This is a genomic window from Nocardia sp. NPDC004123 (assembly GCF_053603795.1).
In genome coordinates this window covers 218,293-242,791 of record NZ_JBSGGG010000009.1, presented here as the reverse complement: position 1 = coordinate 242,791, position 24,499 = coordinate 218,293, and the positions used below count along the sequence as shown (strand labels likewise).

Sequence of the window (24,499 nt, the reverse complement as noted above, 5' to 3'; positions counted from 1 at the left end):
ATCCGAGTGTCCCGAACCACCTTCGAAGCCGGGCCGATCTACTGCGGTAGCTGCGGTGGGGAGTTCGCGGTCGAGAGCGAACCTGAGAGCCGGGCCTCAGTTCAGATTGAGTTCACAGACCTCAGTTCATGTTGAGTTCACGACAACAGAAAGACCCGGCGGAAACCGGGCCTGATCTGGTCGAACTCTGGTGCGCGATACTAGGATTGAACCAGTATCGCGTTCTAGGGACCGTGCCGTGGGGCGGGGCAGCACCGCGCGCGATGAGACGGCATCGGTGCTGTCCGATGCGGAGTCAGTGAACTACCCAAACACAGATGATCCCTGCTATGTAAACCTCCTGGACACGTTAACGATATCCACCGGTGTTGTGACCTTGTTTAGAGTGTCCCCCACTCGGGTGAAAATAGCACCATCAAAGTATGACGTGTCCTTCTGCTTTGGTATCGTTATGACGATCAAACCTAGACCATGATAATTGTTCCAAGTCATATTAGACAGTACGTCCGACTTCAATGGGTCGCTCAATGCTGAACTCGCAATGCCATCCCTCCAAAGGGAGAAATAGTCCTCATTGGATATCACTAGTTGTTTAGCCTCTCGACTGAGGCCAACCACATACTTCTTTCCCACAAGCTTCGGGCTGATGCCGTCGAGTTTTTCAATCCTGTCAACGTCTGGCTTCTTGTCCGCAACCCCTATCATTACGACACCATCTTGGTTGGGTCCGTTGTTTGCAATCGCGCATATATTCATACAAACCTTTTCAATAATGGATGGATCCTTCTTTCGGCCGATTTCGGAAAGTGTCAAAAGACCTTGCTTAAGTTCGTATCCGGAAGATTCTATCTGCGAGCGTTGGATGAGTTCGTCTATCTGAATGTAGGAGTGGTTCGTGTACACCGCGCCGAGGTCGTCGGCTACTGTGTGTGGCTTTATCAGGCCTGATATAATCTGAATATTGCGTTCCCGCTTAGCGACCGTAGTCGCCCCTCGGCCAGTATCGATGTGCTTATTCAGGTTATTGAGTGCTTCCTTTGCTGCCGTATAATTTGATATCTTACGTTTCTCTTTTATCAGGATTCCGTGAAGGGTAATGATGACAGCTGCAAATATGGCTGAAAAACTGTTATTGCTGGGTGTTTCAAACAAGAGCGCTTTCAGTTTTGTAGGCTTACCGGCTTCGCAGCACTTTTCAAGCTCATGGACGCAATACTGAAGTTCTTCAACAAACTTTTCTTCGCCATAGTACGCCAGTGCTTCCTGTAGGCGAACGTTCTCGCTGCTGTGCTCGCGATAGACATCATCGAGAGCCTCCTTCGAGCGGTTAATTAGCTGTCCGCCGACGATGCAAGCTGCGATGTCGGCGATACATTGTTCATCTTCACTATCCCTCAAGTCCGTGGATCGAAGAATTCCTTCCCTGACCCAAAATGTCTGATCGGATTGGATCGCATATCCGTGATTTGTTTTCGGAAGGTCAATACTGATGGAGGGCATGGAACCGAGATCAATAAGGTCGGCGGAGGAATCCCCACGGAATGAGCAGGAGATCCTTCTGACCATGTTTGCGAACTTGTCCTGTACGCCCGACTGGCGTCGGTCCTGCTCACTCAGTCGGCGGCCATAAGTGTTGATTCGACGAAATACCTCATTAATTTCAATTTCTGAAGCATCTCGCATGATTGATATTGGGAAGTTGTAGCCGATGATAGCGACTACTTCGGCTCGGGAGATCTTCTCCCCGTCTGAGGTATCGGGAAATTGAATCTCTTCGGATCGCAACTTGGCGGCCGGGAATTCATCTATATTGAAATACTTGTTGTCTGTGGTTGAGTAGGCATTTTCGAGAAAAGAGAAGATAGAAAACAGGCGTTGCAGTCCATCGATAATCTCATATCGGTTCTCGGAAATTTCCGCAACCAAGACAGAAGGGATTGGATAATTACTTCTGACGGATTCGATGAGTTCGCGTTTTTCTTCCAACGTCCAGACTAGTTTTCGCTGGTACCGCCGATTCACCTGGAGGCGTTTGTTTACATACCATTCGTACAAAACCTGTACGGATTTAGGTTGCGCATCTATCTCGGCCATGCCAATACTCTAGGGGGCCGCTCGGTACCACGGCGAAGCTATGCCGATCGGAGCTTCCAAGTATTTCCGGACCACCCCGATGGGCGGCGAACGGTGGACAAGCTCCGTTCCAGGGGAAGCGCAGGTAGCTGACATCGGGAGACATGACAGCTGCTGATCATGCGCCGGCTCAGCAGGGTACCCATATCTCGCCTGATGCCGGACCACTCGTGACTGTCGCCTGAGGACGGCGCGGTCATGGTTGTTGGCACACCCGCAGACAGGGCGGTTTGAACGTGGGGCAGCTAACAGACAAGCGTGGGGCAGATCTGGGGCAGACATCTGTCCAGAGGTGCGATGCAGCGTCCCATTGAGTCCTCAGGTCTAGCGACTCCGAGTCCGATGACCTGCGCCAATTTTTGTATTGAACTCGCAGGCAGACTCTGTGTTGGTTTCGTCCACCACTGAACTGGTTTTACACGCCAGCAGTCGAGAGTCAGGGCCGGTCTTGGGTGGGCTGAGTTGCAGACGGTCCTAAGGTGAAGCGCCCTCCCTTGGTCATCAGGGCGGCCTCGGCCGCGCGGGCTGATTCGCCAGCGGTCGCCGCGGTCTGGGGATGATCAGGCCGCGGGATTCGAGTTGGGTGAGGGCGTTTTAGGTTCGCCAGCTGGTCAGGGTTGAGGTCTGTTGGAGCTGCGGTCAGCGTGTTGTCGGGGTGGAGTGCGGCCAGGACGGCCACCGCGGCAGGGGTTCATTGTTCGATCACCTTCGGCTTCCGGGATCGGTGTCTTCCTGTGGGGTGGTCGCTTCGATTGGGGACATTGAGATGTCCGCCTCCGATGAGTGGAAGTCGAAGGGAGCTGGGGTTTCCCGAGTGGTTGTCCAAGTAGAAGCCCCAGCAAGACCAGACGATGACGGCGGTGCAGAGAGTCAGGATCGACAGGAGCGCCCATGCGTCCCAAGACATTGCGGCATCCTCTCGTGGAGCAGAACGTGTTGGAAGAGTTTGTTATTCGAGCTAATCGGTCTTGCTTTCCGAACGAATCTCAGTAGACACGGGGCGTGATGATGTTGGAAGATTTCAGTGCCGCGGTTTCCAGGGCACTTCTCAAACTTCCAAATCTCAGGAAGAAACCATTCCAAAACGACGCCGAGCAGATAGTGAGGCTAACGGAATGACCGGTTCGACCGTTCCGCGCAGGATGCTGGGTCGCCAGTTGCGCCACCTCCGTGAGAAGGCGGGGGTGGGTATGACCCAGGCGTGCAAGGCTATTGAGGTTTCGCCGCAGACTATGTGGCGGATGGAGGGTGGGCAGTCGGTTAAGCTGAAGGTGGTCTACATCGAGGCGTTGTGCCGGCTATACGGGGCGTCGGACGACGATACGGCGACTCTGCTCGGGCTGATCGAGGAAGCGCAGCGCACCGGCTGGTGGCATTCGTACGGAGATTGTGTACCAGTGCATTTCGATCTGTACCTCGGACTCGAGGAAGCCGCCAAACGACTCACCACGTGGCAGGTCACCCTGCTGCCGGGATTGCTCCAGACCACTGAGTATCGCCGCGCCATGATTTGGACGGTGTTTCCGGGGATGCCCACTGCTGCGGTCGAGCAGCGGGTGGAGATGACCGTGAAGCGGCAGGGACGGTTGCATGAAGCGGACTTCGTGACCACGGCGCTGCTTTCGGAGGCTGTCCTGCACCATCAGGTCGGCGGTCCAGGGGTGATGGGTGGTCAGCTGAGTCATCTTGTGGCGCTCGGGAAGTCTCCGAACGTTTCGATACGCGTTGTACCGCAACAGGTCGGCTCGCATCTGGGGTTGCAGACTGGACCGTTCGTCTTGCTGGAGTTCCCGGCGCGGACATCTCCTGACCTGCGTACCAAATGGGTCGAGCCGCCAGTCGTCTACGTCGAGGGCTACACCGGCGCTCTGTACCTGGAGAAGGACAGCGAGATCGACAGTTATCGGAGTGCTCTTGTGGAAATCAAACGGCATGCGTTGGATGAACAAGACACACGAGACATGCTGGCGCAGAGAGCGAAGGAGTACATCGGATGAGTACCCGATCCGGTGCGGTCTGGTTCAAGAGCAGCCGTTCGGCACAACAAGACGCGTGTATCGAAGTTGCGCACTTCGCGGATCGGACGGGTGTCCGTGATTCGAAGCACCCAGGCGGGCCTGAACTGATGTTCCCGGCGGGGGAGTGGGGTGTCTTCAACGACGCGGTGAAGGCCGGACGGTTCGATCGGCGTTAGGTCGCAGATTGGGATTGAGTCGGCTTTGTACCTGCAGATTCATCCGCAAGCACGCAACGCCGACTCGATGAACTCCGGTTCGAAATGCGCATCCTGACCCCAAACCTGATGTGCAAGAGCAACCTTGCCTTTGCGGTTGGTTACCAGCGCTCCCTCTTGCTCGGGGGATCGGTTGCCCTCCGCCAGAACCTTGGCGTATCGGACGGAATCGACGATGACGGACTTGATCCGTTCATGGTTCAGGTACGTCTGTAGGTCGGCCTCCTAGTTGCCTGTTGACGCCTCGGGCTCGGCGGTTGCCCACAGGGCTCCAGTCAGGGGCAATTGTTCCCGATGATCAGGTCGAAAGGGTGGAGTTTCGGAGGTTGGCGGACTCTCATGTCAGGTTGTCGGGACCAACCGCCCGGCACTAATTACGAAGGCGCCGACGGGTGACCGATACGGTGACCGATTCAGCGGGAAGATGCTCGAGCTGGTGTTTTCCGGTCAGCGGCTGTCGGAAGCATCCGTGTGCGCGGCCGCCTCGGTAGGGTGGTTCGGCGGACTACTCGAACCATAAGGAAGCTTGGTGTTCTCTCCCGATCAGCTGGTTGTCGTGATACCCCGCGAGGACATCGAAAGGGGGGACCTGGGGCCCGCCCTCGAGGCTCTCAACTCGTGCTTCGTTTCGCCGGAGCGCGCCCAAATCTTCATGGGTGCAGTCGAACTGGTCATCGAAGGCTACGAGCACATCCCGACCGAACTGTTCGAGATGGAACCGGTCCGTCAGTTCGTGCTACGGCTCGACGATGAGTTTCCCTACTGGTTGTATTTCCTCGGTCTGGGTGGCCCCTCGCTGCGGCTGATCTTCGGCTGCTTCCTGCCGCCGTTCCTCGACGAGGCCGAGCGGCGCCAGCAATTCGCGCACCGTCTGGGGGCGGTGATGGAGAACCGGTGGCTGCCCGCCATGAGTGACGTCGCGGCATTCGCCGGGCTCGCTGCGGCCGAGCTGGACGCCCGCACCGCCAGCGTCTTCGATCACTACTTCCGTTCCAGCGCACCGGCAATCGCGACATCACCGGCCGACACCACCGTGACCCTGCGTGATCAGGCCCCAGCCGTGGTGGAGGAGGTCTTCTACGGTGAGCCGACCGGTGTCGAGATCGAGCGGGACGACGACCCGTTCGACGGCCGCCCGGCGGCACCCTGGGATCCCGAACAGATTCGGATCTCGACCCGCACGTTCTCCCTGCGCAATGTCCTCGACATGATCGACGACGGCGATCTCGAATTGGCCCCCGATTTTCAACGCAACCGAGTGTGGAAGGGCCGCCAGAAGTCTCGGCTCATCGAGAGCCTGCTGCTGCAGATTCCTTTGCCCGCCTTCTATTTCGCCGAGGACCGGGGCGGGATGTTCCGCGTGGTGGACGGCCTGCAGCGGTTGTCCACGGTGCACGAGTTCGTGAAGGGCGGTTTCGCTCTCGACGAGCTCGAGTACCTCGATGGCGAGCGCGAGAAGACCTTCGCGGAACTGGATCCGCCACTGCGTCGCCGCCTTCACAACGCCCAGATCGTGGTGCACGTGATCGAGCCGTCCACGCCCAACCGCGTCAAATACGACATCTTCAAGCGCATCAACACCGGTGGAGAGCCGTTGAACGCCATGGAGATCCGGCACTGCATGAGCAGTGCGCGCAGCCGGAACCTGCTCAAACGGTGTGCCTCCGCCGAGGTCTTCCACGCGGCGACCGGTGGCGTGTTGCGAAATCACGTCCGCATGAACGACCGCGAGGCCGTCCTGCGTTTCCTGGCCTTCTACACCCTTCCGGATCTGCAGGAGTACGACTCCTACGGGTCGTTGGAGAACTTGCTCGACGCCACCACCGAACTCATCGACGACGTCGGCCAGATCTCCGACGCGCACCTCGAATCCTGGTTCGCCGCCTTCGAACGCGGCATGATCAACGCGCGAATCATTTTCGGCGACTATGCCTTCCGGCGCTGGCCCGCCGGCAACGATCGGCGCTCACCGATCAACCGGGCGCTGCTGGAAAGCTGGGGTGTCGTTCTGTCCGCCTACCACCCCGACCAGCTCGAGCGCGCTCGACCCCGAATCGTCGCCGAGGCTCGCGCGGCCATGGCGAAGAACAACGAGTACATCGCCGCGATCAGCGCCTCTACCGCCGACCCGAAACGCGTGCGGGTTCGCTTCGAGGTCGCGCGCCGGATCGTCGAGGACGCGGTCGCGCTGTCGTAGGCACGGGTTACGTCCGGGCGCTGGCCCCGGAGAACATCGAGTCGTTGCGGTTGCGGGATTCCTGGACGAGTTGGCGCAGGCCCGGTCGGTTCGTATCGCCCGTGAGCCGGAACTGTTGTTCTCGGAGGGGGATTGGGATCAGTATCCGATGTGCTTCGAGCAGATCGTCCAGCCCGATGCTGCCTGAACCGGCCGCATCGACCATCGCGATCAGAGCCTTGACCGCCGCCGATTGCCTTCGCATCGTCGCTGGCCTTACCCCCGGCAACAGCGTTGCCGAAAGCTCGCCAGCCCGCATCGATATGTTCGATCTTCGAGGACGCGACAGACTCGCTGCGCAGTAGGAAGTTGGCCAGTGGCATGAGGTGCTCGCCGTACCCGGCCTCGAGACGGGCTATCGCAATCAACGCCGCTTCGCGGGTACGAGCAACGGGCCCGGTCGGATCGCAGTCGAGCTCGCCTATTCTGGGCGGAATCGCGACCGTGATCCGATCAAGGGTCCGATCCGTCCGCGAGCTGTGACGCTGACCTGGGTTCCAGACGCGCTCTTCGCTGCGGTGTGGTGGCCAGTTCACTCGTTCTCATTCGAGTCAGTCGACCAACTCTGCGCTTGACTTACTTTATAGGTGTTAAACGTAGCTAGCGCCGACCTTGATGTACGTTGCGTGCTCCTCACGCTCGGCGATGGAGGCCCGGTTCATCGTGGACGGTGAGCAGTGGGAGGCGGCGGGCTGACCAGCCGCGACCGAAAGACGTCGGCGTGGATGGCCTACTTCGGGTCTTTGCCGTAGCCGAACTGGCGGGCCAGAGCCCAGTTGATCTCTTCGACGAAGGGGCTCTCGAGCAGACGTGGTTCGGAGCAAGCGACGTCACATGGAAAAAGCGGGCCGATCGTCCTTTCTCTCGGGCATTTGGGCCTTGCTGCTGAGACCTAGAGGAGTGATCGTGGATTGATGACAAATGTCTCGAATCTGACCGCGCCGGAACGACGCCAGCTGGCCCAGCACACGCTGGACTCGCTGACGGACCGGGCGGGGCATACGTTGACGCAGGTGCGGTGCGGTTGTGGTCACCGCGTGGCGGCGGTGTTCGATACGCCGGCCGGTGCGGTGTATCAGTCGGCGACCGGGCCGCACGCGCATGGGTCGCGTGATTTCGTCGATGCTGCGCACAGCGCTCGCGGGCATGGCACCCGGTTCACGGATCTGCTTGCCGGTGATGGCTTTGTCGATGACGCGTTGCCCGCTTCCTGCGAGTGCGGGCCGCACACACTGTCGCGGTTCCGGCTCCAGGAAGCCGTCGCGAACCACGAGCACAAGATTCTGCTGCCCTGATCAGCGATCACAACGCAGTAGCCGTGTGTCACCAGCGGTATGGCGTCGGTCTGCCCGCGAAAGCTCAGCCAGTAGCCGTCCACAGCGCACTCCTCCCCGCGACCCTCCCGCCCGCCCTTGAACAGGCGGTCGCTCCGGCGTGCCATGCGCTCGGGTGGCTCAGTTCGAGCTCAGGGCGGAGTTGAGCGTGTAAGTGCCGACGAGGTCGGCTTGCCCCAGGACGTGGCCGATCATCGCTTGGCGCAGCTGTTTTCCGGTCACTGCCTGCTGTAGCGGCAGTTGTTCGACATCCAGGGCGCAGACGGTGAACACGTAGTGATGGATGCGCTGGTCGTTCCAGGGTGGGCAGGGGCCGTCGTAGCCGTAATGATCCATTTTCGCACTGCTGAAGTCGTTGAGGCCGTACCGCGCATGATGGGGTGCAGCCGGACCCGCCCCGCCGTGCGCGGTCTGGAGGCTGCCTGCGGCGATCTGTCGCACGTCGGCTGGGATATCGAACAGCACCAAATGGTAGAAGTCGTTGCGCGGCAATTCCTCCGGCACCGTTCGCCCCTCGATGTTCACGTCCGAGCCGGTGCGGGGTACGTCGGGGTCGCAGCACACGACCGCGAACGATCGTGTTCCCGCCGGCACCTCGTCCCACGCCAGATGCGGGTTGCGATTGGCGCCCGCCCGGACATGGTGCACGGCATCAGGCACGCCGTAGGCGAACGCGGCCGGAATGCGCGCATTAGCGTCGAATGAATCACTTCGGACCTTCATAACGATGCCTTCCACTCATGCGGCCCGCAAAGCCTCCGCTATTCAGGTGGCGATGGCGATGAGGACGCAATCAACACAGCTCGTCGGTGGGATCATTCTGCGGCGTTCCCGCGCCATTGGGGGAATCTCATCTTGTCGGTCGACCACACTGTCGTCCGAACCTCTGCCTGGGCGAATCGATTCGTGCGATACATAGATTCTGCGCTTCTGCCCCGACCCCGCCCAGAAGCGAAGGTCATCGGAACGGTATTCCCACCGGTACAATGGCCATTACGGACTGCACACGCCCGCCAACTCAGCGGCAGAGAATCACCGTGGCCAGCCGCTCTCGAGTCGGTCGTGAACGGTCAGATGACATTCGGTCGCTGGGTCGAGGGACCTTCGGCTCGAGCGAATCCTGTTGGGGCCGTGAATCATTGAAGCCCGGGAAACCCGGTGCCCTTCCTGAGGTGGTGAATCGATCGATAAGCGATGACGCAGACGAGTAGTCCACCGCAACAGAGTCCGGTCACCGTGCTGCTGGGCGGTGATGTGATGCTCGGTCGCGGCGTCGACCAGATCCAGCCGCATCCGGGTGATCCGCTGTTGTACGAACCGTGGGTCGATGATGCCCGCCGCTACGTCGAGCTGGCCGAGAAAACGAACGGGCCGATACCGTACCCGGTCGACTTCGACTGGCCGTGGGGCGACGTCGGGCCGATGCTCGACCAATTGGCACCCGAGGTCCGGCTGATAAACCTCGAAACGTCGATCACCATCGACGGCGTATTTGCGCCCGCCAAGGGCATCCATTATCGGATGAACCCAGCCAATATCGCGACGCTGAAAGCGTTTCGGCCCGATGCCTGCGCGTTGGCGAACAACCACGTCCTCGACTTCGGAAACAGCGGCCTGCGCGATACTCTCGCCGCGCTCGACGCGGCGAGCATCGGCACAGCCGGGGCGGGAACGAGCATCGACGCGGCCTGCCGCCCTGTGGTTGTGGAGCTGGGCACCGGGCTACGGGTGGTCATCGTCTCGGTTGCCAGCACCAGCAGCGGCGTGCCGCTGGCGTGGGCCGCGCAGCATGATCGGCCGGGAGTGTGGCTGCCCGGTGATCCGTTGGGTCGTAGTGCCGCCGACCATGTCGCGGCGGAAGCGTTGGCGCACAAGCGTCCCGGCGATACTCTGATCGTGTCCGTGCATTGGGGCCCGAACTGGGGCTACGGGATCGGACGGAGCGAAATCCAATTCGCGCAACGGCTCATCGACGCCGGCGTCGACATCGTGCATGGGCATTCATCGCACCATCCTCGCCCCGTCGAGATCTACCACGGCAGACCGATTTTCTACGGCTGTGGTGATGTCATCGACGACTACGAAGGCATCCCCGGATATGAGTCCTACCGTCCCGAACTGCGGCTGCTCTACTTGGTTTCGGTCGAGCCCGGCGGGCAGCCGACCGGAATCCGGATGCTGCCCATGCGGATACGCCGCATGCGGCTCGAACATGCTTCTCGGGCCGAGGCCGACTGGCTGGGTAAGACGCTCACTCACATCAGCCGCCGATTCCACACCCATATCGACCGCGGAGCCGACGACCTGCTCGAGATCCGCTGGGACTGAGCCGAACTCACGCCTCGAAGCGAAAGTCATCGATCGACTTCAGACATAGAGGGCGTCGATGCTGTCGGCGAGGTTCTCGATGACTATCTTGCGGCGCAGTTTCATACTCGGAGTGAGATCACCGGTCTCGACGGACAATTCGTGGTCGATGATGTCGAACTTCTTGATCTGTTCCCAGCGATTGAGTTGGGTGTTGAGGTGGGCGACGTAGGCCTCGATCACGTCGTGGGTCTTCTGGTCCCGTGCGATTTCGGCGAGCGGTTTGTCTGCCAGACCGTGCTTGCCGGCCCATTCGGTGATGCTCTGGGTGTCGAGGCCGACCAACGCGACGCAATAGGGTCGTGTCTCTCCGTAGACGATGAATTCCGCCGCGTACGGACATATTCCCTTGAACGTGGCGGCAATCGCGGAGGGTGCGACGTACTTGCCCTGCGAGGTTTTGAACAGGTCCTTCTTGCGGTCGGTGATGTGCAGGAATCCTGCTGCGTCGATCTCGCCGATGTCGCCGGTGCGGAACCAGCCGTCCGCGTCCAAAGCCTCGGCGGTGGCCTCCGGGCGGTCGTGATAGCCACTCATCACACCGGGACTTCTGAGCAGGATCTCGCCGTCCTCGGCGATCTCGACCTCGGTGCCGGGGAATGGTTTGCCTACGGTTCCGAAGCGGTAGGCATCCGGTCGGTTGATGAACGAGGCGGCGGCGGTCTCGGTCAGGCCGTAGCCTTCGAGAACGATGATGCCGATCGCGTCGAACCACTGCGCGACATCGCGGTCCAAGGGGGCCGCTGCCGAAACGAAGAACCTCAGCCGGCCACCGAAGCGTTCGCGGACTTTGGAAAGCACCAGCCTGTCGGCGACTTTGTGCTGCAAGGAAACCAGCAACGACGGATCCTTGCCTGCTTGCCTGGCACGCGAGACCTTCAGGCCAACCCCGACCGCCCAGTCGAAGAGCTTCTTCTTGATCCCGCCTTCTTCCGCCATCATGCCCTCGACACGGGCATGCGCCTTTTCGAAGATGCGAGGGGCGGCCGCCACGATGGTGGGGTGCAATATCGCGAGGTTGTCCACGATTTTGTCGACCCGGCCATCGATCGCCGTGGGAAATCCGATCAGCGGTGACAGCGCCAACATCACTTTGCCGAAAGCGTGGGACAGCGGCAACCACAGAAAGTTCAGGTCGTCGGGGCGGAGGACATTCAACGCGTCGATTGCTCCGGCGCTGTACGTCCATGCGGAATGCGGCAGCCGAACACCCTTCGGGGTGCCGGTCGTCCCAGAGGTGTACATGATGCTGCTCAGGTGCTCGGGCCGGATGCCGCGGATGCGGTCGGCGATCGCGTCGGGGGATTCGGCGAGCAGTCGGTATCCGAGTTCTTCGAGGTTGTCGAGCGTGATTACCCAGTCGCCGTCGCCTTCGCCATCGAAGATCACCACCTTTTGCACGTCGGGCAACTCGGCGCGATGCTCGATCAGCTTGTCGACCTGTGCCTGATCCTCGGCAACCACGATCCGGCTGCCCGAGTTGGCGACAATGAACGCGACGCCGGGGGCGTTGGTGGTGGGGTACACGGTGGTAGTGGCCGCGCCGGCGCACATGACGGCGAAGTCGGCGAGCACCCATTCGTAACGCGTGGACGACGCAAGCGCGACCCGTTCTTCGGCCTGGATTCCCAGTGCAATCAGCCCGGCGGCGAGTATGTCGACGCGGTCACCGAACTGCTTCCAGGACACACTGGTCCAGCGCTCGCCCTCGAGGAATCGGAACGCCTCCGCCTCTGGAGTCTCGGCGATGCGGTCGACCAGTATCTGGGCAACCGATGATGCCCGGTCCTCGATCTTGCTGAGATCGGGAAGTTCCTCGGATTGCCGGAGGAACGTCATCACTTGATTCTAGGGATTCCCCGGCCGATCGATGAGGCGCTCGGACGAGAAAATCGTGTAGTGGGGACTGCCCGAGGCCGTCGGGGTCGGCCGCTATTGCCCTGGTGATCGGGAGGGGGCACTGTGAGAGGCACCGGTGGCGCCACCGGGCGCTGCCTCTGTGCAGAAAGGAGGTGGATCGTGTTCGCACGGTCTACCACGCTTCAGGCGCAACTTTCCGCTCTCGAATCCGGGATCGCACATGTGCGGGACGAGGTTATGCCGGGGCTGGAGGGCATTCCCGGTTGTATAGGGCTTTCGTTGCTCGTCGATCGGCACACCGGCCGGTGCATCGTGACGACCTCATGGGAATCCGAGGATGCCATGCGGGCCAGCGCTGAGCAGGCGATCCCGCTTCGCAATCGCGCGGCAGAGATATTCGGCGGCAGTCCGATGGTCGAGGAATGGGAGATCGTGGCCATGCATCGCGCGCATCTGACGCCGCAGGGTGCGTGTGCGCGTGTCACCTGGGTGAAGACCGATCCCAGCAGGATCGACAACGCCATCGAGGTCTACCGGGACCACACCTTGCCCGGTATGGAGCAGCAGCTCGAGGGGTTCTGCAGCGCGAGCCTGATGGTGAACAGGTCGTCGGGTCGTGCCGTCTCGTCCAGCGTCTACGAGAATGCCGAGGCGATGGAACGCAACCGGATCGCGTCGGCCGCGTTGCGCGTGGACGCCGCCCGGCAGGCACGCGTCGAGGCCATCGACGTCCGCGAATTCGACTTGGCATTGGCGCATTTGCGTGTCCCCGAACTGGTCTGACCTCGAGCGGGTCAGCGAAACGGCAGGCCGAGACCGGAGGTTCGACACGTCGGGTCCGTCCTCGAGCAGGTGGTCACCGCAGCACGGCCGCAGCGCGCGGCCGTGCTCGGTCGGTCGGGGCAGTTTCCCGGCGCGCAGCCGCATTTCCACGATCGCCGGCGCGGCGCGGCGAGGCCGGTGACTGATCGCGATCGCCGGTGGCGAAAGCTCTTTGCGCAGGACATGTTTGCCCGCAATCTCGATCAGCACTGGATTCCAGTTGATTGACGGTCAGGCCCGAAACCGAACTCCCGCAACAAGGTTCCGATCTTTGACGGCGCATACACCCGGTCGAACACCCTGCCCATGCCGTCGCCGTGCGGCACGTCGACATCATCGATGCTTTCCGTGCGCACCCACATCCGGGCGATCAGTGTCGCAAGCTTCCTCGCTTGCATCTCACCCGGTCTGGGCTGCTCGGCCAGCCGCATCACTGGCAGCGGACCGGCCCGCGACACGCGTTTCTAGATCATCGAGCACCGCTGACTCCGGGCGAACATATGCGAAACTTGCCCCCGCAGTGCCCTTCTAGACCTGCCTGAGCACGGCGATCATCCCAGCTCGACGGGAACCCACATCGCCGATCACTACGACATGTGATCGGCGGGGATGCTCGCGCCCGTACCCATATTTTCGTCGTCATCATCATCACCCGCGGGATTGCCTATTGGATCAACACTGGGCGGCCAGCCCTGACGAGGAGGAGTTCGGCGATGAGTTCCCTACGCGTCGGCAGTGTTTTGAGCACCTTCCTGACAGCCGTTGGGGTGATTGTTGCCGTCCTTGTGCCGACCGGGCCGATCGCTGGGGAGGCTTCGGCGGCCGGCTGCACGCTCGCACCGACCGGCGGCACTGTCACACGAATGATCGGCACTCGCAGTTACACGCTCAACGTGCCGCAGGGATTGGCAGGCCCGGCGGTTGGGTTGCTGATCAGCCTGCACGGCACCGGTGACACCTCGGCAGGCATCGAACGCGAAACCGGATGGAGTTCCTACGCAGCGGCTCACAATTTCATCGTCGCCTACCCGCAAGGCACCGAGTTCGACAAAACCTGGCACTTCGAGCAGGGGTCTGTCGACGTCACCTTCCTCGAGCAAGTCGTCACCGACATCGAATCGACCTGGTGTGTCGACACCCACCGCGTCTACGCCGACGGCTGGTCCGATGGAGCGATCATGTCTCAGCGGATGGCCTGCGACGCCGCGGACCTGTTCGCCGCTGTCACCTCGTGGGAAGGCACCGACCCGACGGATCCCAACCCGCTCGAACCCAGTGCCGTCGGCACCCCGTGCACACCGAGCCGCCCTATTGCGGTCGGAATATTCCAAGGGGCGTTCGACCCCATCTCCAACCTCGCGGTCGGCCTTGCAAACGTCCGTGACTGGATCCGCCGTGACCGCTGCCCAGCGACAGCAGACCCCACCTCCGACCGTTACGGCACCCATACGAACTATCAGCCCTGCGCCGCCGGAACGAACGTCTCGTGGCGAGTCGAATACAACACGACACACCAGTGGCCTACCGGGGCCATCGGCCAGGATCTACGCGATCAGCTCTGGAACTTCCTCGATTCCCGCACTCTCCCATGACCACTGAGAGGTAGCTATTGCGCCGCCGCCGTCTCTGGGCTGGATCGCATGCCGTCCATGCATTGGGCTCGGGGCGTTTTCTTGGTGCGGGGCAGGGTTTTTTGCAGGACCAGGTGGTGCAGCCGGCAGTGGCCAGGGTCGACGAGGGCTCGGCGCGGGTCGAGCTGTGGGCTTCGGTACTGCGGGTCGAGTGCGTGGCGGAAACCAGGTCGGTCGGAACTGTTTGGGTCCGTTGAGGATTCGCGTGGGGTTCGCGGATGTTTGTCGGAGGGATGCTCTAACGTAGCGCGGTATCTGTCCGTCACGACCGTGGAGCGTTATGGCTGCCTCGTTCGACCTTCATACCCTTGCGGTGCTCGGTGCGGCCGGGGAGCGGCTGGTCATCTGGCATGTGAATGTGGGTGCGGCGCTGGGGGAGTCGCGGCTATCGGGCGCTTGGGTGCTGGAACGGTCGCGCGCGGCGGAGATCGAGAGCCTCACAGCCGGATATCCGATCGTTGAGGCAGGCAATGACGCTCCTGCTCCCGAAGCAGTGGGTAACGACGCCCAGACGGCCGGCACGGTGGGTATTCGCGCTCAGCATGCAGGGACGGCGGGCGACGGCGACCAGTTGGCGGACGTGGTGTGCGTTGGGGCCGCTGCGGCGGTCGCGGACGGTCCGAACATCGAGGCTGCCAGGATTGTCGATGTCGATGCGACTGTCGAAACTGTCCGTGCCGCGATCGAATCGGCTGACCAGCGGTTCGTCGAGCATCAGGACGCGAGCGGTGGGAAGCTCACCAGGCCGCAGTGGCCGGTGATCGTGGCGCCGGATGAGGTTGCGCTGCCGCAGTTTCGGGTGGATGTGGCAGCTGATCACATTCGGCCGGTGCTCACGCTGGCGCGGGGGCTCGCGGATCTGGCGGATGCGTGGGCGGCGTTCGAGTCGCTACGGCTTGCCCGGCCTTTTCTGGAGGACCTCGGTGGCGCGGCCGCACGGCCGTTGCCGCTCGCGGTGCGGTGAGTATGGCGGGACTGTCGTTCGCCGCCATCGATGTCGAGACCGCTAATTCCGCGCGGGGCAGTATCTGCGCGGTCGGCGTCACCGTCGTGCGGGATGGGCGGCACGAGGAGACCTCGTCGTGGCTGTGCCGTCCGCCTGCGGGGCTGGACTTCTTCAACTGGCACAACATTCGCGTGCACGGGATCTCGGCGGCCATGGTCGCCGACAAGCCGGAGTTCGCGCAGCGCTGGGCGGAGGTGGAGAGCCTGGTCGGCGAGCTTCCCGTCATCGCCCACAATGTCGGATTCGACAGCAGTGCGATACGGGAAGCCTGCGGCCGCAGCGGAATTCGGATACCGGCCTGGTCCTACAGCTGCAGCCTCGCCCTGGCCCGCCGCCATCTGAGCCTGGACAGCTACCGCCTGCCGCACGTCGCGGCCGCTCTGGGCATCGACTTCACCAACCACCACGACGCGGCCGCCGATGCCGCCGCCGCAGCCGACATCGTGATCGCCCTGGCTGCCCGGGCCGGAGTCGATTCGCTGTCTGCGCTCGAGCGCATGGTGGTCGACCGTCCCTTGCGAACAGATCGGACATCGCGAAAGTCTGCGGCCAACACGCTGATACCGGTGGCCGGGCAGCGAGCGAGACAAACCTCGGTGTCCGAGGGCTGGACGATGGAGACGCCAATGACAGCGGGCCGGATGATGGCGACGCCGGGGTCTGCGGGACGGGCGTCGGGGCCTACGGGGTGGGCTGTGCCGACCGCGGCCGAACGCCCACCGCGTCGATCCTGGTTCGGCCGTGAGGAATTGGTGCTGCCGGCGGTCACCGGCACCGATCCATCGCACCCGCTGTACGGCGAAATCGTCGTATTCACAGGTGATCTCGCGGCCATGACCCGCCAGGAAGCGTGGGATGCCATCGCGGCATGTGGCGCGACTCCCGCGCGGAACGTCACTCGGCGCACGACCCGGCTGGTCATTGGTGACGGCTTTCGTGGTGTCGATCCCGATGCGTTCACCACGACGAAGGCGCGCCGGGTCGCCGAGTTGCGGACGCGGGGGCAGCGGATCGAGATCATGGACGAGGCCGCGTTCGTGGGCTGTGTGGGTGCTGGGACCGGGTTGTCCGGAGGTCGGGGCGGGGTGTGAGAAGTGCGTTGTTGCGTGGTTTTGACGGGCTCGGTAAAGAAGGTGAGGGGAATCGGTCGAATGAGTTAGAGGCGGAAATGACGAGTGCAGGTGGTCGGCGTCGGTGGGTGTCGGCGGGAATCGCCCTGGTGGCGGCGGGCTTTGCTGTGATGCCGGGGCTCGCGTCCGCCGCGGAACCGCTGAATTCCGGTGCGGCACTCGCGGCCGACGGCTCGCATATCGACCATCTCGTGCAGCGGGACGATCGCAAATCCACCGTATTCGTGTATTCGGCCGCTATGAACCGCGTCATCGAACTCTCGGTCATTCGCGCCGCCGACAATTCCACGCCGCGTCCTACGGTGTATCTGCTCAATGGCGCAGAGGATGGCATCGATGGGAACGGCAACGAGGTCTCCTGGGAGACCCGCACCGATGTCGTCGACTTCCTGGCCGACCAGAACGTCAATATGGTGAACGTCCTCGACGGCCGCTACACCTACTACACGGACTGGCAGTCCGACGACCCGATGCTCGGCCGCAACAAGTGGACCACCTTCCTCACCCAGGAACTCCCGCCCGTCATGGACTCGGCCCTCGGCGCGTCCGGCCGCAATGCCCTTGCGGGAGTATCGATGTCGGCCACCTCCGCCCTCGCTCTCGCCGAATCCGCCCCCGGCCTCTATCAGAGCGTCGGGTCCTTCAGCGGCTGCGCCCAGACCGGCACCGACCCCGGCCGCCGCTACCTGCAGGCCACGGTTCTCTCCGGCGGCGGCAACCCTTGGAACATCTGGGGTGTCGACGGCTCCCCGGCCTGGACCGCGAATGACCCGTCCACCCCCGCCAACCTCGAGAAACTCCGTGGCACCGACCTCTATGTGGCCGCTGGAACCGGTGCGAACCCGGCTGCGGCAGGCGGCGGCCAAGTCGGCGCGTCCAGCACGGCACTCGAATCCACCGTCGAAACCTGCACCCGCGCCCTGCAATCCAGCATCGAAGACCTGAACCTCCCCGCCACGTTCGATTACCTCCCCGGCGGCGGCCACAACTGGACCTCGTGGCAGGCCGACTTTCACAACGCCTGGCCCGGAATCGCCCGCAGTCTCGGCGTGTGACTCGCAGCCTGGACCTGTGAATCGAGGCACCACGCCGGACGACCACCCGTTCGGTTCCGCTGTGACTCCGGTGCGGGCGGGCCGATAAGCTGCTCCGGGTGACCGACGAGAAGCTGCTGCAGGGACCCATCCACGCCGTCCATGTCGAGCTGGGCGCTACCTTCGCTCCGTTCGGGGGGTGGGAGATGCCGGTTTCGTACGCGGGCACCGTGGGGGAGCACACGGCGGTGCGCACCACTGTCGGGCTATTCGACGTCAGCCATCTCGGCAAGGCGACGGTCAAGGGTGCGGGTGCCGCGGCGTTCGTGAACTCGGCACTCACCAACGACCTGAATCGGATTCGCCCGGGAAAGGCGCAGTACACGCTGTGCTGCACGCCGGAGGGCGGGGTCATCGACGACCTCATCGCCTACTACGTGAGCGATGACGAGATCTTCCTGGTGCCCAATGCGGCCAATACCGCGACCGTGGTGGCGGAGCTGCAGAAGGTCGCGCCGGAGGGCATCACCGTCGCCGACGAGCATCGCGGATATGCGGTCTTCGCCGTGCAGGGTCCGCGGTCGGCGGAGGTCCTCGCCAAGCTCGGCCTGCCGACCGACATGGAGTACATGGCCTACGCCGACGCCGAGTGGGACGGCCGCCCGATCCGGGTGTGCCGCACCGGCTACACCGGTGAGCACGGCTACGAGCTGCTGCCCCGCTGGGCCGACGCCGAGGCCGTCTTCCGCGCGCTGGTGAGCGAGGTGCAGGCCGCCGGCGGCCAGCCCGCCGGACTCGGCGCGCGCGACACCCTGCGCACCGAGATGGGCTACCCGCTCCACGGACACGAACTGTCGCTGGACATTTCGCCGCTCCAGGCCCGCACCGGCTGGGCCGTCGGCTGGAAGAAGCCGGAGTTCTGGGGCAAGTCGGCGCTGGAGGCCGAGAAGGCGGCCGGTCCCCGTCGAATCCTGATGGGGCTCAAGGCGATCGACCGGGGCGTGCTCCGGCAGGGCCAGACCGTGATGCGCGGTGACGCCCAGGTCGGCGAAACCACCTCCGGCACCTTCTCGCCCTCCCTCAAGGTCGGCATCGCCCTGGCCCTGCTCGACACCGCCGCGGGTCTCGAGCCCGGCGACGAGGTCGAGGTCGACGTCCGCGGCCGCCGCCTGCGCTGCGAGGTCATCCGCCCCCCGTTCGTCGAAACCCGCACTGCCTGAGCAGGTTTCCTGAGCCACGGATCCGACCAGCCGCCTCTGGCGACTACGACGCCATCGCGCGCGTTGTGGACGACTGGTGGGGGCCGGTCGGTCGTGGCGGCGGTTCCCAGGCTTTTCCTGGATCACTTCGCCGCGACCAGCCTGGTCGCCGAACAAGCGTCCGGCGGCGCCATCGCCTCAGCTGAACCCAGATGCCCAGCCGTACTTGGTCTCGGCCACACCAATTCGCCGGCCGCACGAGACCTCACCCTTTCAGAGCCCACGGCCCGCCCCCAGAGTCGCGACTGCATCGGAGTCCGGGCTGTTGCACCGGGGCTCATGCCGCTCTGAGTCTCAGCCGCACCAGGTGCCGACGACGTCGTTGTCCTGTTTGCAGGCTGCGGCGTCGAGTCCGGCGGGGCGGAGGGAGTTGAACATCGTCCGGATGGTGTCGTCGGTGGCCGTGCCGTCCGTGCCCTGGTCGGCGTAGAGGACCATGACCACGGACTGTCCGTTGTTGCCGGGCACCGCGACGGCGTGGACGATCGAGGCGGCCGGGTGCGAGCAGTCGTTGGGGCCCGGGTTGGCGAGGGTCGCTGTCACGTGTGCGGCGGGTTTGCCCTGCACCGTGAGGGTTTCGACATTGCTCAGCGTGTAGGTGGAGTTGGGGCGGTCGTCGTTGGCTCCGGCCACGGTGGCCCAGCTGCCGGCCACGTCCTTGGCCGCGGCGGACACGTCGCCCAGTTTGGAGCCTGTCACGCCCGCGATGGCTTTCGAGTGGTGGCCGTCGCAGGCCTTCGGGGAGAGTTCCGCCGCACCGCTCATCACCACGCGCCCGCCGCCGCCCTCGAAGCCGACGACCGTGGTCGGTGTCGGGACCGTCCAGCCCTGCGGCACGTCGTAGACGGCATTGCGCGAGATGGAGTAGGACGTCTGCCATCCCGGCGTGAGTGAGGCGATGGTGGATCGTGGTGCGCTCGCCGTCGTGGTGGGCAGCGGTTTGGTGCGGGTCGCGGTGTCCTGCGGCCCGTATTGGTCTGCGGGCAGCGCGGTTCCGGTCACGGTGTGTGCGGGCGTCAGCGCTGCTACGACGAGGATGGCGACCAGGCCCAGCACGCTCACTGCGATCAGCGCGATCACCAGGGGCCGATGCGAACTGGGCGGCTTCGACAGCGGATGCTCCGGATACACGCCGCCCACCTTATCCAGGGGCAGGGATGACGGCCGGTGACCGAACCGTCCGGCCGGTCGGCAGGGGGTAGCCCGCACCAGCCGGTCGAGGGCGGCGAATTAGACTCCCGGTCATGACTCTTGCCGCACAGTTCACCCGTGTACCGCATCCCGCGCCACTACCGGCGGAGCGGCGGCAGGAGATTCTCGCGGAGCCGGGGTTCGGGCGCTACTTCACCGATCACATGGTGTCGATGGATTACGTGGACGGGCAGTGGACCAATGGCCGCGTCGAGCCCTACGGCTCGCTGGCCATGGACCCGGCCACCATGGTGTTCCACTACGGCCAGGCCATCTTCGAGGGTCTGAAGGCCTACCGTCAGGCCGACGGCAGCATCGCCACCTTCCGGGTGGATGCCAATGCCGCGCGTTTCCGCCGCTCCGCCGCGCGCATGGCGATGGCGCAGCTGCCCGAGGAGCTGTTCATCGAATCGATCCGCCAGCTGCTCGAGGTGGACGCGGACTGGGTGCCCGCCGCCGGCGGCGAGGAGTCGCTCTACCTGCGGCCGTTCATGTTCTCCACCGAGGTCGGGCTGGGCGTGAAGCCCGCCTCCTCCTACAAGTACCTGCTGCTCGGCGGTCCCGCCGGCGCGTACTTCCCGCGCGGCCTGAAGCCGGTCAAGGTGTGGCTGTCCACCGAGTACGTGCGCGCGGCTCCCGGCGGCACCGGTGAGGCCAAGGTGGCGGGCAACTACGCCGCCTCGCTGCTGGCCCAGCAGCAGGCCGCCGAGAAGGGCTGCGACCAGGTGGTGTGGCTGGACGCCTGCGAGCACAGCTACGTCGAGGAGATGGGCACCAACAACCTCTTCTTCGTCTTCGGCAGCGGCTCCGACGCCCGCCTGGTGACCCCGGAGCTGTCCGGCTCCCTGCTCCCCGGCATCACCCGCGACTCGCTCATCACCCTGGCCGCCGACTCCGGCTACAAGGTCGAGGAGCGGAAGATCTCCGTCGCGGAATGGAAGAGCGGCGTCGAATCCGGTGAGATCACCGAGGTTTTCGGTTGCGGCACCGCCGCCGTGGTCATTCCGGTCGGCTCGGTTCGGTCCGCCGAGGGCGAATTCACCATCGGCAGCGGCGAACCCGGCGAGGTGACCATGGCGCTGCGCGAGAGCCTCACCGGCATCCAGCGCGGCACCTTCGCCGACAGCCACGGCTGGCTGCGCACCATGGCCTGACCGGCCCAAGAAGCGAAAAGCGCCCGCCCCCAACTAATTCGGGGCGGGCGCTTGCTGTTTCAGGGTGCGGGACGCAGCGCCCGGCGCTGAATGCAATGCCGCCAGAGAGCGGTGCCGCTCGTGGGTGTCGGTCAGCTGGGCATGAACATGTGCCACTGCTCCAGGGTCTGGGGGCGCATGACGTAGTTGTGTTCCTTGATGTGGGTGAGCGACGCGCTGGGCTCGTCCGAGTACCAGTGGCCGGGGTAGACCGTCGGGTTCGACTTCAGGTCGGCCAGGTAGCGCAGGCTGCGGAACATGGCGTCGGAGTCGCCGCCGGGGAAGTCGGTGCGGCCGCAGCCGTCGACGAACAGGGTGTCGCCCGCGATCAGCCGGTCCTCGAACAGGAAGCACTGGCTGCCCGGCGTGTGGCCGGGGGTGTGCAGGAGTTCGATCTCGAAGTCGCCGACCGCGACCTTGTCGCCGTGCGCGTGACCGGTCAGCTCGCTGGGCGCGATGCCGGTGACATTGGCGACCCAGGGCAGTTCCTCGGCATTGACGTGGACCGCCACATCGGTCTTCTCCAGCAACTCCTTCACCCCGCGCAGGGTGAAGCCCATCATGGTGCCGCCGACGTGGTCGGGGTGGTGGTGGGTGGCCAGAACCCCGGTCAGCCGCATGCCGTCGGCCTCGGCGATGTCGGCCAACTGCCCCGCCTCGTACGCGGGATCGACGACCACGCATTCACCGCTGTCCCGATCCCCGATCAGGTAGGCGAAGTTGCGCATCTGCGTGGCGATCGGATCGCCCACGGCCCAGTCGCGCCCGGAGAGCAACTGGCGAAAGTACAAACGGTCGGAGGCCATGCCTGACAGCGTATTGCCCGCCCGCCGGAACCAGGCATCCGGATCCGGGCGATATGTCCGAAATTGCCGTTTGACCAGGGGATTTGTTGTCGGTCGGTGGCCGCCAACGTTGTCGACGTCCCGAACGGTGAAATGTACATTGACCTGGTAATGGCTGTCCTGCCACGGGCGGCCCGGCACTTCCTGGAGAGCCTTATGACCGCCGGAACATACGAGTACAAGAGCGAGTTCGCCCGGCGTTACTTCAGTCGGGGCGAAGCTGAGGGCCAGGCCAAAGGGGAGGCCAAGGCGCTGCTGGCAGTCTTGCGGAGCAGGGGGATCACCGTGGATGAGTCGACCGTCGCTCGCGTCGGGGCGTGCACTGATATCGAGCAGCTCGACGTATGGCTCGACAGAGCGGCTACAGCACGCTTTGCAGACGAGGTGTTCGGGGACTGACGTCCGGTCGCACTCGAGGCTCCGAGGTCGACCTTCGCCCTCCGAGGTCGGTGAAGAGGCCGGACACGCTTGCCGCGACACGAATCTGCACGCCGATTACATGATCGGCGTGCAGATACGGTAATTGTCGTGGTTGGTCAGCGCAGAATGGCCTCGATCTCGTCGGTGGCCTCCGGGCCGTAGGCCTCGCGCAGGCGCTTCATGGCGGCGTCGTGGTCGAGGATCCAGTCCTGGGGGCCAACGGTTTCCAGGACCAGGACCGCCACCAGCGAGCCGAGCTGGGCCGAGCGCTCCAGGGACAGGCCCGCGGACTGGCCGGTGAGGAAGCCCGCGCGGAAGCCGTCGCCGACGCCGGTCGGGTCGACCTTGGCGATGTCGGGGACCACGTCGACGTGCAGTTCGGTGCCGTCGCGGTCGACAACCTTGGCGCCCTTGGAGCCCAGGGTGGTGACGCGAATGCCCACGCGCTCACCGATTTCCGCCTCGCTCAGGCCGGTCTTCTGGAGCATGATGCCCCATTCGTACTCATTGGTGAACAGGTAGTCCGCGCCGTCGATGAGGCGCAGGATGGTCTCGCCGTCCACCAGCGCCAGCTGCTGGGAGGGGTCGGCGGCGAAGCGGATTCCGGCGGCGCGGCACTGATCGGTGTGACGCAGCATGGCTTCCGGGTCGTCGGCGCCGACGAGCACCAGCTCCAGGTCGCGGCCCAGCTGGGTGATGTCGATCTCGCGGGACTCGGTCATGGCGCCCGGGTAGAAGGAGGCGATCTGGGCCATGGTCTCGTCGGTGGTGCAGACGAAGCGCGCGGTGTGGGCCTCGGTGGAGACGCGCACGGCCGAACAGTCGACGCCGTTGTCCTCCAACCACTTCCGGTACTCGCCCCAGTCCTGGCCGACGGCGCCGACCAGCAGCGGGGTGCGGCCCAGCACGCCCATGGCGTAGCTGATGTTGCCGGCCACGCCGCCCCTGCGGATGACCAGATCATCGACGAGGAAGCTGAGCGACACGTGCTGCAGCTGGTCGGCCAGCAGCACATCGGAGAACTTGCCCGGGAAACGCATGAGGTGATCGGTCGCGATGGAAGCGGACACGGCGATGGTCACGGGGTAGATCCTTCGGTGACGTGCGGCTGCGCACCGGGATACGGAGATGACAGACGCGGGGGCCGGCGGTGGATGACGCGGCCGACAGGGCCGCAGTTCGAAACTACTCTGTCCGAGACAGGGTATTCCAGATCTCGTATGAGTCAGCGCACACAACAGCGCGGAACATCCGGTGTCGGACGTTCCGCGCTGGCGGACGTTATGTCAGTTGAAGCTGTCGCCGCAGGCGCAGGAGCCGGTGGCGTTCGGGTTGTCGATGGTGAAACCCTGCTTCTCGATGGTGTCGACGAAGTCGATCGAGGCACCCTGCACGTAGGGGGCGCTCATGCGGTCGACCGCGAGCTTCACGCCGCCGAACTCCACGACCAGGTCGCCGTCGAGGCTGCGGTCGTCGAAGAAGAGCTGGTAGCGGAGGCCCGCACAACCACCGGGCTGGACTGCGATGCGAAGGGCGAGATCGTCGCGGCCTTCCTGATCCAGCAGCGCCTTCGCCTTCGAGGCGGCGGCGTCGGTCAGAGTCACACCGTGAGTGGTGGTCTCGTTCTGCACAGTCATGAACTCTCCTAAGGGACCTGTTTTCAACCCGTGAAGGCGCACGGCTCGATGGCTACCAACACCTGCTGGCAGGCGACTATTCCCCATCCTACGCGGCGGGTATTCCCCGGACGGCCCAGGTTGTGCAGTCGCTGACAGATAGCTGGTGAGGTGTGCGACACAACAATC

Annotated in this window: 22 protein-coding genes; 13 read left to right on the top strand and 9 right to left on the bottom strand. The window is 63.8% G+C overall.

The genetic code is table 11. The features are described 5' to 3' along the window. Nucleotides 1–327 precede the first annotated feature (327 nt). Nucleotides 328–2,094 carry a GmrSD restriction endonuclease domain-containing protein gene (locus tag ACWEQQ_RS15530; RefSeq protein WP_452348668.1) on the bottom strand — a complete coding sequence of 589 codons (1,767 nt, stop codon included), beginning with the start codon at nt 2,092–2,094 and terminating at the stop codon, nt 328–330. 1,154 nt (nt 2,095–3,248) lie between these two features. Between ACWEQQ_RS15530 and ACWEQQ_RS15525 the strand changes: the two genes are divergently transcribed. The 3 genes from ACWEQQ_RS15525 (at nt 3,249) to ACWEQQ_RS15515 (ending at nt 6,563) form a co-directional block, all read left to right on the top strand. Beyond that, entirely contained in the window at nt 3,249–4,130 is an 882-nt protein-coding gene (locus tag ACWEQQ_RS15525; RefSeq protein ID WP_452348667.1) for a helix-turn-helix domain-containing protein, read from the top strand. Continuing rightward, nucleotides 4,127–4,327: a DUF397 domain-containing protein gene (locus ACWEQQ_RS15520; protein WP_452348666.1), complete on the top strand. Its 201-nt coding sequence runs from the start codon at nt 4,127–4,129 to the stop codon at nt 4,325–4,327. The genes ACWEQQ_RS15525 and ACWEQQ_RS15520 overlap by 4 nt, the downstream gene beginning before the upstream one ends. Before the next feature lie 568 nt (nt 4,328–4,895). Next, nucleotides 4,896–6,563 carry a DUF262 domain-containing protein gene (locus ACWEQQ_RS15515; protein WP_452348665.1) on the top strand — a complete coding sequence of 556 codons (1,668 nt, stop codon included), beginning with the start codon at nt 4,896–4,898 and terminating at the stop codon, nt 6,561–6,563. A gap of 7 nt (nt 6,564–6,570) precedes the next feature. Here ACWEQQ_RS15515 and ACWEQQ_RS15510 read toward each other — a convergent pair whose 3' ends face one another. Further along, complete coding sequence (locus ACWEQQ_RS15510) at nt 6,571–6,861, bottom strand: hypothetical protein (RefSeq protein ID WP_452348664.1); 291 nt, start codon at nt 6,859–6,861, stop codon at nt 6,571–6,573. A 778-nt stretch (nt 6,862–7,639) separates the two neighbouring features. Between ACWEQQ_RS15510 and ACWEQQ_RS15505 the strand changes: the two genes are divergently transcribed. Further along, entirely contained in the window at nt 7,640–7,897 is a 258-nt protein-coding gene (locus ACWEQQ_RS15505) for a hypothetical protein (RefSeq protein WP_452344567.1), read from the top strand. 159 nt (nt 7,898–8,056) lie between these two features. On the opposite strand, the gene ACWEQQ_RS15500 is transcribed toward ACWEQQ_RS15505, so the two are convergent. Beyond that, the gene (locus tag ACWEQQ_RS15500) at nt 8,057–8,674 is read right to left on the bottom strand and encodes a YbhB/YbcL family Raf kinase inhibitor-like protein (protein ID WP_452348663.1); all 618 of its coding nucleotides are present in this window, start codon (nt 8,672–8,674) and stop codon (nt 8,057–8,059) included. Between the two features lie 456 nt (nt 8,675–9,130). On the opposite strand from ACWEQQ_RS15500, the gene ACWEQQ_RS15495 reads away from it, so the two are divergent. Continuing rightward, nucleotides 9,131–10,264 carry a CapA family protein gene (locus ACWEQQ_RS15495; protein ID WP_452348662.1) on the top strand — a complete coding sequence of 378 codons (1,134 nt, stop codon included), beginning with the start codon at nt 9,131–9,133 and terminating at the stop codon, nt 10,262–10,264. Nucleotides 10,265–10,303: 39 nt separating this feature from the next. Here the strand turns inward: ACWEQQ_RS15495 and ACWEQQ_RS15490 are convergent, their stop codons facing one another. Beyond that, entirely contained in the window at nt 10,304–12,142 is a 1,839-nt protein-coding gene (locus tag ACWEQQ_RS15490; RefSeq protein ID WP_452348661.1) for an AMP-dependent synthetase/ligase, read from the bottom strand. Nucleotides 12,143–12,322: 180 nt separating this feature from the next. Between ACWEQQ_RS15490 and ACWEQQ_RS15485 the strand changes: the two genes are divergently transcribed. Beyond that, nucleotides 12,323–12,946 (top strand): antibiotic biosynthesis monooxygenase family protein, encoded by a 624-nt coding sequence (locus tag ACWEQQ_RS15485; protein ID WP_452344571.1) that lies wholly within the window; start codon nt 12,323–12,325, stop codon nt 12,944–12,946. Nucleotides 12,947–13,188: 242 nt separating this feature from the next. Here the strand turns inward: ACWEQQ_RS15485 and ACWEQQ_RS15480 are convergent, their stop codons facing one another. Continuing rightward, entirely contained in the window at nt 13,189–13,416 is a 228-nt protein-coding gene (locus ACWEQQ_RS15480; RefSeq protein WP_452348660.1) for a hypothetical protein, read from the bottom strand. Between the two features lie 165 nt (nt 13,417–13,581). On the opposite strand from ACWEQQ_RS15480, the gene ACWEQQ_RS15475 reads away from it, so the two are divergent. The 5 genes from ACWEQQ_RS15475 (at nt 13,582) to gcvT (ending at nt 19,006) form a co-directional block, all read left to right on the top strand. Next, entirely contained in the window at nt 13,582–14,577 is a 996-nt protein-coding gene (locus ACWEQQ_RS15475; RefSeq protein WP_452348659.1) for an alpha/beta hydrolase family esterase, read from the top strand. 319 nt (nt 14,578–14,896) lie between these two features. Beyond that, nucleotides 14,897–15,580, top strand: coding sequence for a hypothetical protein (locus ACWEQQ_RS15470; protein ID WP_452348658.1), 684 nt, complete (start codon nt 14,897–14,899; stop codon nt 15,578–15,580). 2 nt (nt 15,581–15,582) lie between these two features. Continuing rightward, entirely contained in the window at nt 15,583–16,713 is a 1,131-nt protein-coding gene (locus ACWEQQ_RS15465) for an exonuclease domain-containing protein (RefSeq protein ID WP_452348657.1), read from the top strand. 77 nt (nt 16,714–16,790) lie between these two features. Further along, complete coding sequence (locus ACWEQQ_RS15460; protein ID WP_452348656.1) at nt 16,791–17,807, top strand: alpha/beta hydrolase; 1,017 nt, start codon at nt 16,791–16,793, stop codon at nt 17,805–17,807. A gap of 98 nt (nt 17,808–17,905) precedes the next feature. Next, nucleotides 17,906–19,006, top strand: coding sequence for a glycine cleavage system aminomethyltransferase GcvT (gcvT, locus tag ACWEQQ_RS15455; protein ID WP_452348655.1), 1,101 nt, complete (start codon nt 17,906–17,908; stop codon nt 19,004–19,006). Between the two features lie 333 nt (nt 19,007–19,339). Here the strand turns inward: gcvT and ACWEQQ_RS15450 are convergent, their stop codons facing one another. Continuing rightward, complete coding sequence (locus tag ACWEQQ_RS15450; protein ID WP_452348654.1) at nt 19,340–20,176, bottom strand: hypothetical protein; 837 nt, start codon at nt 20,174–20,176, stop codon at nt 19,340–19,342. Nucleotides 20,177–20,289: 113 nt separating this feature from the next. Here ACWEQQ_RS15450 and ACWEQQ_RS15445 point away from each other — a divergent pair, with 113 nt between their 5' ends. Continuing rightward, nucleotides 20,290–21,390 (top strand): branched-chain amino acid aminotransferase, encoded by a 1,101-nt coding sequence (locus ACWEQQ_RS15445; RefSeq protein ID WP_452344577.1) that lies wholly within the window; start codon nt 20,290–20,292, stop codon nt 21,388–21,390. Nucleotides 21,391–21,521: 131 nt separating this feature from the next. Here the strand turns inward: ACWEQQ_RS15445 and ACWEQQ_RS15440 are convergent, their stop codons facing one another. Continuing rightward, nucleotides 21,522–22,235 carry an MBL fold metallo-hydrolase gene (locus tag ACWEQQ_RS15440; RefSeq protein WP_354847762.1) on the bottom strand — a complete coding sequence of 238 codons (714 nt, stop codon included), beginning with the start codon at nt 22,233–22,235 and terminating at the stop codon, nt 21,522–21,524. 96 nt (nt 22,236–22,331) lie between these two features. Between ACWEQQ_RS15440 and ACWEQQ_RS15435 the strand changes: the two genes are divergently transcribed. After that, on the top strand, nt 22,332–22,673 hold the full coding sequence (locus tag ACWEQQ_RS15435) for a hypothetical protein (protein WP_452348653.1): 342 nt from the start codon (nt 22,332–22,334) through the stop codon (nt 22,671–22,673). A gap of 137 nt (nt 22,674–22,810) precedes the next feature. Here ACWEQQ_RS15435 and ACWEQQ_RS15430 read toward each other — a convergent pair whose 3' ends face one another. Continuing rightward, nucleotides 22,811–23,776 (bottom strand): carbohydrate kinase family protein, encoded by a 966-nt coding sequence (locus ACWEQQ_RS15430; protein WP_452344579.1) that lies wholly within the window; start codon nt 23,774–23,776, stop codon nt 22,811–22,813. Between the two features lie 204 nt (nt 23,777–23,980). Beyond that, nucleotides 23,981–24,331 (bottom strand): HesB/IscA family protein, encoded by a 351-nt coding sequence (locus tag ACWEQQ_RS15425; protein WP_033089671.1) that lies wholly within the window; start codon nt 24,329–24,331, stop codon nt 23,981–23,983. Nucleotides 24,332–24,499: the final 168 nt, after the last annotated feature.

Bases quoted from the DNA above. Each gene is read 5' to 3' on its own strand.
- ACWEQQ_RS15490 (WP_452348661.1), bottom strand. From the start codon at position 12,142: ATGACGTTCCTCCGGCAATCCGAGGAACTTCCCGATCTCAGCAAGATC.
- ACWEQQ_RS15510 (WP_452348664.1), bottom strand. From the start codon at position 6,861: ATGCGGGCTGGCGAGCTTTCGGCAACGCTGTTGCCGGGGGTAAGGCCA.
- ACWEQQ_RS15520 (WP_452348666.1), top strand. From the start codon at position 4,127: ATGAGTACCCGATCCGGTGCGGTCTGGTTCAAGAGCAGCCGTTCGGCA.
- ACWEQQ_RS15525 (WP_452348667.1), top strand. From the start codon at position 3,249: ATGACCGGTTCGACCGTTCCGCGCAGGATGCTGGGTCGCCAGTTGCGC.
- ACWEQQ_RS15445 (WP_452344577.1), top strand. From the start codon at position 20,290: ATGACTCTTGCCGCACAGTTCACCCGTGTACCGCATCCCGCGCCACTA.
- ACWEQQ_RS15465 (WP_452348657.1), top strand. From the start codon at position 15,583: ATGGCGGGACTGTCGTTCGCCGCCATCGATGTCGAGACCGCTAATTCC.
- ACWEQQ_RS15460 (WP_452348656.1), top strand. From the start codon at position 16,791: ATGACGAGTGCAGGTGGTCGGCGTCGGTGGGTGTCGGCGGGAATCGCC.
- ACWEQQ_RS15530 (WP_452348668.1), bottom strand. From the start codon at position 2,094: ATGGCCGAGATAGATGCGCAACCTAAATCCGTACAGGTTTTGTACGAA.
- ACWEQQ_RS15425 (WP_033089671.1), bottom strand. From the start codon at position 24,331: ATGACTGTGCAGAACGAGACCACCACTCACGGTGTGACTCTGACCGAC.
- ACWEQQ_RS15470 (WP_452348658.1), top strand. From the start codon at position 14,897: ATGGCTGCCTCGTTCGACCTTCATACCCTTGCGGTGCTCGGTGCGGCC.
- ACWEQQ_RS15440 (WP_354847762.1), bottom strand. From the start codon at position 22,235: ATGGCCTCCGACCGTTTGTACTTTCGCCAGTTGCTCTCCGGGCGCGAC.
- ACWEQQ_RS15480 (WP_452348660.1), bottom strand. From the start codon at position 13,416: ATGCGGCTGGCCGAGCAGCCCAGACCGGGTGAGATGCAAGCGAGGAAG.
- ACWEQQ_RS15495 (WP_452348662.1), top strand. From the start codon at position 9,131: ATGACGCAGACGAGTAGTCCACCGCAACAGAGTCCGGTCACCGTGCTG.